8 protein-coding genes are annotated in these 13123 nt (G+C 40.4%); 5 read left to right on the forward strand and 3 right to left on the reverse strand.

The features are described 5' to 3' along the window. Positions 1-32 precede the first annotated feature (32 nt). Positions 33-1103, reverse strand: coding sequence for a hypothetical protein (locus tag ACQ4KW_RS09295; RefSeq protein ID WP_430886252.1), 1071 nt, complete (start codon positions 1101-1103; stop codon positions 33-35). Between the two features lie 250 nt (positions 1104-1353). On the opposite strand from ACQ4KW_RS09295, the gene ACQ4KW_RS09300 reads away from it, so the two are divergent. The 3 genes from ACQ4KW_RS09300 to ACQ4KW_RS09310 all read left to right on the forward strand — a co-directional run bounded on the left by ACQ4KW_RS09300 (position 1354) and on the right by ACQ4KW_RS09310 (position 7030). Further along, on the forward strand, positions 1354-1713 hold the full coding sequence (locus ACQ4KW_RS09300) for a response regulator (protein WP_430886253.1): 360 nt from the start codon (positions 1354-1356) through the stop codon (positions 1711-1713). Between the two features lie 224 nt (positions 1714-1937). Then, positions 1938-4766, forward strand: a complete 2829-nt coding sequence (locus ACQ4KW_RS09305) for a cyclic nucleotide-binding domain-containing protein (RefSeq protein ID WP_430886254.1) — start codon at positions 1938-1940, stop codon at positions 4764-4766. Positions 4767-4855: 89 nt separating this feature from the next. Further along, positions 4856-7030, forward strand: coding sequence for a DNA topoisomerase III (locus ACQ4KW_RS09310; protein ID WP_430886255.1), 2175 nt, complete (start codon positions 4856-4858; stop codon positions 7028-7030). 179 nt (positions 7031-7209) lie between these two features. On the opposite strand, the gene ACQ4KW_RS09315 is transcribed toward ACQ4KW_RS09310, so the two are convergent. Together ACQ4KW_RS09315 and ACQ4KW_RS09320 are read right to left on the reverse strand one after the other, a co-directional pair. After that, positions 7210-8766: an ABC-F family ATP-binding cassette domain-containing protein gene (locus ACQ4KW_RS09315; RefSeq protein ID WP_430886256.1), complete on the reverse strand. Its 1557-nt coding sequence runs from the start codon at positions 8764-8766 to the stop codon at positions 7210-7212. Positions 8767-9067: 301 nt separating this feature from the next. Continuing rightward, positions 9068-10972, reverse strand: a complete 1905-nt coding sequence (locus ACQ4KW_RS09320) for a clostripain-related cysteine peptidase (RefSeq protein ID WP_430886257.1) — start codon at positions 10970-10972, stop codon at positions 9068-9070. A gap of 355 nt (positions 10973-11327) precedes the next feature. Between ACQ4KW_RS09320 and accB the strand changes: the two genes are divergently transcribed. Together accB and ACQ4KW_RS09330 are read left to right on the forward strand one after the other, a co-directional pair. Next, positions 11328-11768: an acetyl-CoA carboxylase biotin carboxyl carrier protein gene (gene accB, locus ACQ4KW_RS09325; RefSeq protein ID WP_430886258.1), complete on the forward strand. Its 441-nt coding sequence runs from the start codon at positions 11328-11330 to the stop codon at positions 11766-11768. Between the two features lie 8 nt (positions 11769-11776). Then, positions 11777-13120: an acetyl-CoA carboxylase biotin carboxylase subunit gene (locus ACQ4KW_RS09330; protein ID WP_430886259.1), complete on the forward strand. Its 1344-nt coding sequence runs from the start codon at positions 11777-11779 to the stop codon at positions 13118-13120. Positions 13121-13123: the final 3 nt, after the last annotated feature.

The following is a 13123-nucleotide window of genomic DNA, read 5'->3' on the forward strand; positions in this document are numbered from 1 at the left end:
ATGGTCAATAAGGTGCAATTTGCTATGGTTTTCTAAAGACCACCGAATTTTTCGATAAGATCACTAAGTTTTATAATGTCGCTGTCTTCGAGTTCGGGCATTTCAATGGCATCTATGCTATTGAATTCGCTTAAACGATAGACCAGGTCATACTGCATGTGCATATTCACATCCTCCATGTCATCCACAGGAAGGATCACATCCATGTTGGCCCAGGCCATTTTTGGAATGTTAATATTTGTAACGCCAAGTTTTACCGTATAGTTAAGCTCTGGAAGGAAGTCTCCAAAAGCGCTGTACAGGTCAGCCCTAGCGTCACTTGTGGGATCTTTCACTTCAATAATTTTAGACTTGGCTTCATCAAGGTCTTCCATAAAGTTCTCTGGAAGGGATTCATCGTTTATAGCAAGCGTTGACTCAAGAAGATCCATGGCCTTGTCATTGTTTAAAAGAGTCAGAAGCATATCTGCATAGATTTGAATAATCATCTCAGAGTCAATACTCACTTCAATAACATTGAGTGTCTGCTCATAGCCATTTGTGTTCATAATGTATGGCTGGCCGTACTTGACATTCTCATCATTTAGGTAGGACATGTAGATGGTATTTAACTCATCACTCATCTCGGATAAGATTTCAATCAAATCCGCATAAAAATTCTCAGGCAGTTCAATATCGGTCAATTGTTTAACATCATCCATGGTGATGAGTATATAGTCGCCAATGATTGGGTATTTAAGTAGAACCTTATCTTTATTCCAGTAAATTTCGATATTGGCTTGGATTCCATTCATGTCTATGTTTTCCACCAACTTCATTTGCGGATGGTCCATATTGTTGATAAAGTCTCCACTGACTTTGAAAGAGACATTTTCATATATGCTCATGACAGATTCCATATAGGCTGGGATTTCTTCATCTGACAAGACATTCATTTTTATCTTGCCATCCCCCTCAATGTGGTATGAGTCGACATCAACCTGTGCGCTTGTGATGAGTTTAAGGCGTTCAAGAGCTGTCATATCAAGCATTGCTGTCAAGCCATAGCCTAATAGACAAGTAATGAGTATGATAGCGATAGCGGCTGTGGATTGTTTTTTCATTTTTTCCTCCTAGAGTTCGTCTTCTAATTCATAAACCAAAATTTATAATTGGATAATGAGGCTTTTCAAATATGAAATTCAAGTCAGTATGATACGATATATATGTACTTGTGCGATTTGAAATTTGACTTTCATTATTGACCAGATTAAAAAAGGGGTTTTAGAATCTGTGACGAATGGTAAAATAGTAGTAAGACCATAACAGTATACAGTTTTCTTGTGACGGAACAGTGAACAAAGGGGATCGCTCATGCAAATACTGCACTTGGAGTACAGCGCATTTTTTAGACAAATTATACATGATATGTTGGTTCAAGCAGGTTTTAATCCTATATCAACCAAGAATGGTAAAGACATATATAAAATACTTGCCACCGAAGACGTCGATGTCATTATAACAGGTTTAGAGCTCGCTGACATGACAGGAGAAGAACTTATTGACGAAATTAGGAATTCCAAGTTTTCCGATATGCCAGTTGTGGTTATTTCAGGATCTGAAATATCGGAGATAAGACATAGGCTGAAGGGTCTTTTCATTGATGATTTTATTGTTAAGACTCAGCTTGATCAGGACAGACTGGTGGATACAATACACAGGGTAACCCGGTAAAGACTAGGTTTAAATCTTATATGAGACTGGGCTTTGATTAAAGAGATGCTTTCATTGGCGTCTTTTTTTGTGGTGAAAACAATATATACATGAAATTACAAATTGCATACCCCATACTGTTACTCTGGCATTCAAACCATTTTAAGTAAGATCTTTAGCAATACTTAGATTTAGGAATTGTCAAAGAAGAGGATTGGGGTATAAATAATCGAGGGGGTGGGTCTATGAACAGACAAAAGCTGCTATATGTTTATTATTTTTCGATTGGTCTTTATACAGCCGTGCTCTTTGGACTTGGCTTTGCAGTTTTCAATATAGGTGTTGGTGCAGAGAAACTCCCTATAATTTATGTGGTTTTTCCCTTTTTAGATGCACTCACCGCCGTTTTTATGGCTCGGATAATAACGCGACGCGGATTAAAACACTTTTATAAAAGTTTCGTGATTGCCGTTGCTGGTGTTCATATTTTCTTGTTGCCTATTTTTTTTACATATGCACCAAGCCCTTATCTCTATGGACTTATGTTGGTCCTTCTTATAGCCATTAGTGAAAATTTATTGTTCACAAGAACCTACTTGGTCCAGGAAGTTTTTAGCTTGGACGAGTTAAGACGATGGGTACCTGTCGCAACAAGCTTTGCGGCTTTGGGTGCCTTGCTTGGTGGAGGCATCCTAAGGGTTAGTGAGAATCTTGTTACGCCAGGCCTTATTTTCCTATTTGCCTTTCCTGTTGTTTTGGTTATAGGGTACACATCCCACCTGCTTCTTAGAACAGTGGTGGATTCTTCTCGAGAAATATTTACAAAGAGAATGGTCACAGTTAAATCTATTTGGTCCTATACAACAAGCCAGGCATTTTTGCCTCTTTTAATAGGGTGTGTGGCTTTAATATCTATATCAGACACAGTGAATGAGTATTTATTCCATTATCATTCCACCCGTATTCTACAAAACCTTGAGTCCCTTACAGGATTTCTAGGTGTTTTTTTGACCCTTCGATATTTGACAGAGCTTGTTTTGAACATTTTTCTTTACAATAAACTGGTCAAGCGTGTGGGTTCCATTAATTTAATGCCTTTACTTCTTATATTGTCTGCTTTGAGCCTTTTTATAATGACCAGGGCATCAAGTGGTTTGGGATGGGCACTCTTTGCGCGGGTTTTATCCGTGGTGGCTGTGATTGGGTTTCTGCTCTATCTACTCGAAGTTTTCTATCAGCTTCTTGACCCTTTATACCGCCCATCTCTAGTGACCCTGGTGGGCTACATTGATGCTTTTTCTGGTTATGCCATTGGTGGAGGTTTGCTTATGATTCATACCGTGGGAGGCCTACCATCCATATATCTTATTTCAGGGATTGCCCTTGTGCTTATAATGTTCTCAGCTTTATGGATCGTCAACAAAAGGGGATTCATTGACGTTTTGAATGCCTCCCAAAGTGCTGAAGTATCAGGTGTTGTGACAGACATTATAGGATCGATTGGATCACGGGACATGCTTGAGACCTTAATGAAACAAGCTGAGCAAGGCAGTCGATCTGAAAGACTCTTCCTCTTATATGCCATTAAAAATCGTTTAGAGTCAGAACAAGTTGCGTGGTTGACCAGACTTTTTGATATATCTGAAATGGAAATACGAGTGAATATTCTGGAACATGTTTTTGTAAATAATTTATTTGATTTTGAACCCCGGCTTTACGAACATGAACTGACGGATGCCTTCAAAAACTGGCTGATTACCAGGTGCTTTGTCAATTATTCAAAACTTAAAGACAAGTCTCTTTACTTAAGTCTAAGAGAGGTTTTAATAGATACCGCACCGATGGATGATGCTGTTGAAAATATGATGTTGTATATGTTCAAGGGGGAAAAAGGCAGATATATTAAGGTGCTTGAAGGCATACAGAAGAGAAAACGTTTAGAAGATGCAGCACTTGTTGATAAAATTATTGCATCCTATAGGCAAGTTGAAGACGATGTTCATATTGAGTGGTTCGGAAAGGGAAATTTGTCAGCGCCAGAAATAATGGTCTACTACGACGAAGAGTTAAAGCACATGGCTTTGAAGCAGTTTCTAACATCAACGAGTTATAGCACCTTGCAAGAAGTGGTCAAGGCCTACCCCGTTAATGAGATTGAGAACCAGCTCAAAGACAAGGAAAAAACCATTATTGACTTGGTTTGTTTGGCAGAATCCAAGCGGCAAGCCTACCATGCTTATGACCATTTTCGCGAACTCTTACAAGCTCTTGACTACATTGTTGATGTTGAAAAGTCAGTTGATTTAGAACATGAAACGGGAGATGTTTTAAAGTCCGAAATCGCCCAAGTCAGAGTGTCGATAGAAGCGACACTAATAGATCAAGCCCTAGATAGAAGTCATATCAGTTTGGCTGGCAATGGATATGCCTATTTGTCAAATCCTAAAAAACGGCCCATCCTTATAGAAATGATACGAGGCATAAAAAGAGATGACTGGACCGACTGTCTAATAGCCCTTTTGGAAGGGGACAATCACAACTGTGGCATAGAAAAGAAAAAATTTGATATTGGTGATAAGAACAAGTGGATTGCAAGACTTATTTCCTATAACAGGGGTGAAAAAATGGATGAAAACAGAAAAAAAGAAATAGATTTTATGATTGCATTAAAATCTATTCCAATGTTTGAAACATTGGACATTGATACACTAAAAAAATTGACAGAGATTGTATCAGTTAGCCACCTAAACTCTGGTGACACCATTGTTCGAAAGGGACAAAGGGGCAAGCAATTTTTTGTACTATTAAGGGGACGTGCTGCTGTATACTTGAATGAGAAAGAAGGTCCAATTGCAGTTATTCCAGAGGGACAGATGATTGGAGAGCTGGGGGTTATCAATAAAGACACACGTACTGCAACTGTAAAAGCTGATGGATCTGTCGAAGTTTTAGCCATGGAAGGGGATGCCTTCCTAGAGCTGGTTAAAAAGAATACGGCCATAGGCCTGGCTGTTATAGAAACTTTGTCCAGTCGACTCACATCCATGTTAAAGGATCGGGAAAGAAGCGGATAATATGGTATTATGGAAGGTAGCAGGCTTTGGTCGGTAATAGGCCAGAGAAGGACCAAAGAAAGACCAAGGTATGAAAGGAATTAGACAGAATGAAGAAATCACTAGTAATTGCAGAAAAGCCTTCCGTAGGTCGTGATATAGCCCGTGTATTGGGGTGCCATAAGAACAATCAAAGTTTTATAGAGGGTGACAAATACATTGTGACCTGGGCCCTTGGACACCTGGTGACCCTAGCTGACCCGGAAGCCTATGATAAGAGATACGCGACATGGAAACTAGATGACCTCCCAATAATACCAGGCAAGATGAAACTAATCGTCATGAAGGGATCCGGTAAGCAATTTGCCACCATAAAAAAACTGATTGGTCGTGGAGATGTCAACGATATTATTATTGCCACAGATGCCGGTCGAGAAGGGGAGCTGGTAGCCAGATGGATACTGGAAAAGGCCCATTCGAAAAAGCCCATCAAACGGTTATGGATATCATCTGTGACTGATAAGGCCATTAGGGAAGGCTTTAAAAATCTTAGAGATGGTCGTGCCTACAACAACCTGTTCAGGGCGGCAGAAGCCCGTGCTGAAGCCGATTGGATCGTTGGAATAAATGCTTCAAGAGCCCTTACGACAAAATATAATGCCCAGCTTTCCTGTGGGCGTGTTCAAACACCAACCCTTGCTATGATTGCATCCCGTGACGCAGAAATTCAGTCTTTTAAACCAAAGAAATACTATGGTTTGACTGCAGTAACCCACGGAAACAAACTCACTTGGCAAGATGGCAAGGGGCAAAATAGAAGTTTTTCAAAAGAAAAAGTTGAAGAGCTTCTAAAGACACTCAAGGGCAAATCCCTCGAAGTCATAGATATTAAAAAGACCAAGAAAAAGCAATACGCACCTCATTTGTATGATCTGACAACCCTGCAGCAGGAGGCCCACCAAAGGTATGGCTACTCTGCAAAGAAAACCCTGTCAATCATGCAGAGTCTATATGAAACGCACAAGGTGCTCACCTATCCGAGAACGGACAGCAAGCACCTTACAAGTGATATGAGAAGCACACTAAGGGAACGGGTAGAAGCTTGTGGTGTAGGGGATATGCGCCCCTATGCTTTTAAGCTTTTGAAGGGCGACCTGCACGTTGGAAAAAGTGTTATTGATGATTCAAAGGTTTCTGACCACCATGCCATTGTGCCCACAGAAGTGTCTCCATTTATAAACAGTTTGGAGACAGATGAAAGAAAAATATATGAAATGGTCGTTAAACGTTTTCTAGCTGTCTTCCACGCCCCTTATGAATATGAACAAACACTTGTGACGGCAAGAGCAGAGGGACAGGATTTTACCATGAAGGGAAAAGTGGTCCTGCAAGATGGATGGAAGACCCTCTATAAGGGCGATTCAACCAATCATGAAGAAGGATCAGATGACCAAACACTACCAAAGATTAAAACAGGCGATGTTATAGATGTAAAAATCTATAAAATGACAAGTGGTGAAACCACACCGCCACCAAGATTTAATGAAGGAACACTTTTAAAAGCCATGGAGAATCCAGCCAAGTATTTAGAACATAAGGAGAAAAAACTTCAAAAAATCCTTGGTGAAACTGGCGGGATTGGTACAGTTGCAACCAGGGCTGAAATCATTGAAAAATTATTTAAAAGTTTCCTTGTAGAAACAGATGGAAAAGATATTAAGGTCACATCGAAAGGCAAACAGCTTTTAGATTTGGTACCAGAGCCATTAAAGTCCCCAGACTTGACGGCGCAGTGGGAAATGCGACTCAATGCCATCGCCGGAGGCCGTGAGCAAAAGGGCGAGTTTGTTCACGAAATGAGAGACTTTACTAAAACGGCTGTCAAAAATATCGCATCCAGTGCTAAAACATTCAAACACGACAATGTGACCAGAGAAAAATGTCCAGAATGCGAGAAGTTTCTTTTAAAAGTCAAAGGCAAGCGTGGCGAGATGCTGGTTTGTCAGGACCGAGACTGCGGTTATAGAAAGTCTGTATCTAGGGTGACGAATGCCCGTTGTCCAAACTGCCATAAAAAACTGAAAATGGTTGGTCAGGGAGAAGGCAAGAAGTTTGTTTGTCGTTGTGGCTATAAAGAAAAATTATCTTCATTTAATAAGCGAAAGAAAGAAGAAGGAAAAAAAGGCAGCTATAAAGACGTGAAGAAATTTATGAAGGATAAGGATGATGAACCTTTCAATACTGCGCTAGCAGATAAGCTAAAAGGCTTTTTTGAAAATGAATAGGGCAGAGTCAACCGACCATATGGCTCTCGATCAAAGTTCATTAAAGGAAAGCTAACGATTAGAAACATATCTTTTAGTTAGATCTCAGTAGAGAGCATTGCATGGCAATATAAGATATAGCAAAACTCCGCTTAAAGTGCGTATGGAAAATACGTTCATTAAGCGGAGTTTTTTATTTATTAGACAATCTTGGTTGTCCAGTCTTCACAGTTCCACACATCTGTCACCACGTCCTGATAGAATTCAGGTTCATGACAGACCAGAAGAATACTGCCTTTATAGGCCTTTAAGGCTCGTTTAAGTTCTTCTTTGGCATCCACGTCAAGATGGTTGGTTGGCTCATCGAGTATGAGTACATTGGAATCTTTGTTTATCAGCTTGCAAAGTCGAACTTTAGCTTGCTCTCCACCGCTTAGGACAAGAACCTTGGATTCAATATGCTTGGTTGTTAGACCGCATTTTGCTAGAGCCGCTCGAACTTCGTACTGGGTGTATGCAGGGAAGTCTTTCCATACCTCTTCAATACATGTGTTGTAGTTGGCCTCTTTAATTTCCTGTTGGAAATACCCAAGTTCGAGGGTTTCCCCCATGCGAACATCACCGCTTACTGGAGAGATAAGACCCATAAGTGACTTTAGAAGGGTTGTCTTTCCGAGACCGTTGGCACCAACAAGGGCAATTTTTTGGCCTCTTTCCATATACAGATTGAGTGGTTTTGTAAGGGGTTCGTCGTAGCCTATGATTAGGTCAGTGGTTTCAAAAATCAGTTTGCCCGACGTGCGTCCTTCCTTAAAGTTAAACTCTGGTTTTGGTTTTTCCCTTGCGAGTTCAATACGATCCATCTTATCCAGCTTTTTTTGACGAGATTTGGCCATGTTTCGTGTGGCCACTCGGGCCTTGTTTCTAGCCACGAAGTCTTCTAGGTCAGCAATTTCTTGTTGCTGTTTTTTATAGGCCGCTTCCATTTGTTTCTTTTTCATTTCATAAATGCTCATAAAGTTGTCATAATCGCCAACGTATCTATTGAGTTCTTGATTTTCCATATGGTAAATCAGGTTGATAACTGAATTTAAGAACGGTATATCATGGGAAATTAGGATAAATGCATTTTCATAGTCTTGAAGATAACGCTTAAGCCATTCAATATGCTGTTCGTCAAGGTAGTTGGTTGGCTCATCAAGAAGGAGAATATCAGGCTTTTCAAGAAGGAGTTTTGCAAGCAAGACCTTGGTTCTTTGACCACCACTCAAGTCCTGGACTTCTTTATCAAGACCTATATCAGAAAGCCCCAATCCTCTGGCGATTTCTTCGACTTTTGAATCAATGACATAGAAGTCGTTGTTGGTTAAAATATCTTGAAGGGTACCAACCTCTTCCATAAGCTTGTCCAGTTCGTCTTGAGCCACTTCTCCCATTTTCATATACATGTCATTGATTTCAGTTTCCATATCATATAGGTACTGGAAAGCCGTTTTTAGAGTGTCTCTAATGGATGTTCCTGACTCAAGGGCTGTGTGCTGGTCCAAATAACCAACACGGACCCTTTTTGACCACTCAACTTGACCGTCATCTGGTTCAAGGGAACCGGTAATGATATTCATGAATGTTGATTTTCCTTCACCATTTGCGCCTATAAGACCAATGTGTTCCCCTTTAAGAAGGCGGAAGGAAACGTTGTTAAAGATGGCTCTATCACCAAAGCCATGGCTTAAATTTTTGACGTTTAGAATACTCATTCGTAAACTCCTTTTATAATCGATTGCTCAATATTTCGTGTGCCCCTATCTGACTTTTGATGTTGAAAAATCAAAGTTTACTAAAAGGTCCTGAGTCGGGTCACTTGATATTCTAATTAGGGCACATAACCGATGAAAATAGCCGAGGTCACTTATATCAGTTTGCACACTTTTTAAATTATATAAGGTCAGGTCATAGAAGGCAAGGGACAAGGATAAAAAAGAATCAAGAAAAAAGGTCTATGAATCTCCATTAAAAGAGGTTCATAGACCTGATGGGTTTAAATCAAAGAGTGTCTTATTATTCCGTGTCTTTCACAAAGAAGTAACTGTCTGTAAACCAGTGGTTAAAGGCAAAGTCTGTAAGACGGAAGTTAAACATGTAATCCTCTGATGGCAGGTCATCAAAGTAGAGATCAGTGTTTTCGTGTATTACAATTTCATTGCCAGCAACATAATCAGAAGTGTCTGTCGTATAATTGTTCATTATATAAATTGGCTGTATAACAGAACCAGCTTCAAGTTGATACAAGTTCTTATCAGGCATACCTGTTTGAGGATCAACTGTTTGTCTAAGACCATAAATTTCATAGTGGCTTAAGTCTTCACCAGTTTCTGAAATCTCAGTGATCCATGAGAAAATCAGGTTCATTTCCTGGCCATTGTAAAGGACTGGTGATTCATACAATACCACATCGCCATAATCATGCGTAACATACATCATGAGTGGCTCTGAATCCAGATAGGTCCACTGGAAATTGAAATCATCAAAGTAGGAGAAAGTATCCTCATTCATAGACACAAGAAAGTCGTAGCCAAGATACTGAGTGTCATAACTTGCTTCAGTTTCGATCATAGGTGCTGTATAAATATCAATATAAACGTAGTAAACTTTTTCAAAGCCCTCTTGTGTTAAGACCAATTCAAAATAAGGGGTGTCTGCTGTGGGTTCATTGACAATATAATCAATTCCATCACCTTGCTCATAGGCTTCAACTGTTGACTTGAATGTCTTTAGAAAATTAATGTAAATAGATGAAAAGAGAGTGTCTTCATACATTTCCATATTAAGATCATAATTTTCTTGGTCCCTGTATGGGAAGTATATTGACAGGCCACCAGTGTTTAATGAATAAGGGCCATCCACTTTGTGAACAAGGGCTCCATCAAGAGCAGCCATGAGTGCAGATGCATTTTCCTCTTGATTCAGAGCCAGAGCACTGGCAAAATCGCTTAGGTCGATTAGGTCTGTATAGCCTTGACTCTCTGTATTACCCCCAAAAGATTTTGCCGCCAAAGCAGAACGGGCAAATTCATAGAAGAATATATTATCATACAGACGTTGGTCAGCCTCAGTGATTAGTGTTTCAAGAGCGGTAACAACATGATCAATCTTAGACAAATCTATAACGGACAGGGTGACTTCGCTTTCTGTGCCGAAAGATTTTGCATGGGTCAAGTATGTGTCAGCAATGATGGTTCCCAAGGCATCACCCGACAAAGCCGGGTTGGCATTTAGAGCATTTAAAATGGACTCGTAATTCCATCCATGTCCAGGTTCAATTTCTTCCGATGCCACGAGATACTTGCCAAAAGAGTCTAGGGTATCCGCCACTTCTAGGCTGGCCATAAGGCAGGCATCAAAGCCTATAATATCAAAAGTGACCCCAGTCTTCTCCTGTGTGTTTGTGAATGCCTGAGAAAGCTCATTCAAGTGTAGGCTGTCATAGTCAGAAAGTTCATCAAGGCCATAGCCTTTCACAGGGCCACCCCCGTGATTCCATAATATGATAGCGTATTTATCAGCAGGGTACTTTCTAATGCCCCAATTCATAAAATCTGAAAGCGTTTTTTTGTAGCCAAAGTTTTGAGCCGGTAAGTTTTCCATTTCTACAAAGCCTGATGCAGTCAATTCAAATCTTTGCGTTAACTCAGGGTTCACGTAGTCATTGTTCCAGTTGGCTGTGCCACCTGTTTGAACAAGAACATTGACACCTGTTCCCGGCTTATAGCCTGCAATCATTTCGTTTAGATCTTCTGTTGCACTGCCAATAAAGCTGTTTGTTTCAGCATCATAGGTGCTTTCCAGGTCAGACCCGTTGAGATAGATCATAAGGGTATACTTGTCTTGCCCATCAGCAAAGGAAGCTGTTCCAAAAATGAGTAAAGCCACAAGCAGTAAAAAAACTATTTTATTCTTTTTCATTCTTTTTCCCCCAAGAAAATATTATGGATTGGCTTGTAAATGATTTAGCAAATACAAGTCAAATATTACATCGTCTTAATATTATACATAAAATTACATCTTCTTACTAGATATTGAATAAAAAATAATTATGATCTAAAAATAGCATCTGGTACTAATATCTGTTGACAATACAATCCAAGTACACTAAAATCTAATAGAGGTCAAATAGTGAAACTTGATACCTTAATGGGCGTACACCTAGTCAAAAGACTGGTAAATTATATGGGAAGAAGATTTGTGCTGTGAGAACACAAATCATCTAAGGTGTCACATTAGTGATACGAAAAGAGTATGAAAAAAGGGGTCGTGAGACATGCAAATCAAAGAAATTAGAGAAATGATCCGACTGGTATCTCAGTCAGGACTATCCGTATTTGAAATGGAAAATGACGGTTTTAGAATTCGTATGGAAAATGGACAAACTGTGGCTGGTACAGGTCAAATGGTTGAAGCTGTTAAGCCACAAGACACAGACATTGTTGAAATGACCAATGAACAAGCGCCTAAGTTAGAAAGCACAGGAACGCCTGTTAAGGCGCCTCTTGTAGGTGTTTTTTATGATTCGCCATCGCCAGACAAGCCATCTTACGTTCAAGTGGGAGACAATGTTTCAAAGGGCGATGTGCTATGTATTATTGAAGCTATGAAGGTTATGAATGAAATCACAGCTGAAAAAGATGGCGTTATAAAGCAAATCCTAGTGGAGAACGAGCAGCTTGTTGAATACGGACAAGACCTGTTCACGATCGGTTAGGTGATATGATGTTTAATAAAGTACTTGTTGCGAATCGTGGGGAAATTGCTGTTCGAATTATTCGAGCATGTAGAGAGCTTGGCGTTGAGACAGTGGCTGTATACTCTGAATGTGATAAAGACGCTCTACACACACAGTTAGCAGATGAAGCGATTTGTGTCGGTCCAGCCAAAGCGGCAGATTCCTATTTGAATATGACAAATATTATCAGTGCCGCAGTCATGTCAGGGGCTCAAGCTGTTCATCCTGGCTTTGGATTCTTATCCGAAAACGCTAAGTTTGCGAGAATGTGTGCTGAATGTGGTTTGAAGTTTATCGGACCATCGCCTGAAGCCATTGACAAAATGGGTGACAAGGCTATGGCAAGAGAAACAATGAAAAATGCAGGTGTGCCGATTGTCCCTGGTTCAGATGGCCCTGTGTCTAATATGGAAGAAGCTCTGGAAGAGGCCAAGAAAATCGGCTATCCTCTTCTTGTAAAAGCTGCTTCAGGTGGCGGTGGCAGGGGGATGCGGATTGTACGTCATGATGATGAGCTGGAATCCCTAGTGATGGCTGCAAAAATGGAAGCAAAAGCTGCCTTTGGTGATGACACTGTTTACATGGAACGCTTTGTGGAAAATCCCAAGCATATTGAATTTCAAATTATGGCTGACCAGCATGGCAACATAGTCCATCTGGGTGAACGTGACTGTTCCATGCAGCGTCGAAATCAAAAGGTTATTGAAGAAGCACCTTCTCCGACCTTAACGGCTGACACTCGTAAAAGAATGGGAGACGCAGCTGTAAAGGCGGCTTCAGCGGCGAAATATGAGAATGCAGGCACAGTTGAGTTTCTACTTGATAAGAGTGGCGAGTTTTTCTTTATAGAAATGAATACGAGAATCCAAGTGGAGCATCCTGTAACGGAAATGATTACGGGTGTGGATCTTATAAAAGAGCAGATTCTCGTTGCGGCTGGAGAAAAACTTTCCATGAAGCAAGATGAGGTCTTGATCACTGGTCATGCCATCGAATGTCGTATCAATGCTGAAAATCCGTATGAAAACTTTAGACCGTGCCCAGGTCGTATTGAGACACTTCTACTGCCTGGCGGACCGGGTGTCCGTATAGACTCGGCTGTTTATCAAGGGTATTTGATTCCGCCGGTTTATGACTCAATGATAGGGAAACTCATTGTTCACGGTAAAGACCGTGATGATGCGATTCGACGCATGAAAAGAGCTTTAGGGGAGTTTGTCATAACAGGCATTCACACGAATATTGATTTTCATTTTGATATTTTGTCCCACCAAAGCTATATGGATGGTGACTATCACACGAAGACACTCGAGACACAAATTATCGGATAAGAA

It is taken from the genome of Tianxiuia mixotrophica (genome assembly GCF_050596425.1).
Taxonomy (GTDB): domain Bacteria; phylum Bacillota; class Clostridia; order Peptostreptococcales; family Acidaminobacteraceae.

Excerpts from the sequence above, each read along its gene's own strand:
- ACQ4KW_RS09305 (WP_430886254.1), top strand. The coding sequence starts at position 1,938 with ATGAACAGACAAAAGCTGCTATATGTTTATTATTTTTCGATTGGTCTT.
- ACQ4KW_RS09330 (WP_430886259.1), top strand. The coding sequence starts at position 11,777 with ATGTTTAATAAAGTACTTGTTGCGAATCGTGGGGAAATTGCTGTTCGA.
- ACQ4KW_RS09315 (WP_430886256.1), bottom strand. The coding sequence starts at position 8,766 with ATGAGTATTCTAAACGTCAAAAATTTAAGCCATGGCTTTGGTGATAGA.
- accB (WP_430886258.1), top strand. The coding sequence starts at position 11,328 with ATGCAAATCAAAGAAATTAGAGAAATGATCCGACTGGTATCTCAGTCA.
- ACQ4KW_RS09300 (WP_430886253.1), top strand. The coding sequence starts at position 1,354 with ATGCAAATACTGCACTTGGAGTACAGCGCATTTTTTAGACAAATTATA.
- ACQ4KW_RS09310 (WP_430886255.1), top strand. The coding sequence starts at position 4,856 with ATGAAGAAATCACTAGTAATTGCAGAAAAGCCTTCCGTAGGTCGTGAT.
- ACQ4KW_RS09295 (WP_430886252.1), bottom strand. The coding sequence starts at position 1,103 with ATGAAAAAACAATCCACAGCCGCTATCGCTATCATACTCATTACTTGT.
- ACQ4KW_RS09320 (WP_430886257.1), bottom strand. The coding sequence starts at position 10,972 with ATGAAAAAGAATAAAATAGTTTTTTTACTGCTTGTGGCTTTACTCATT.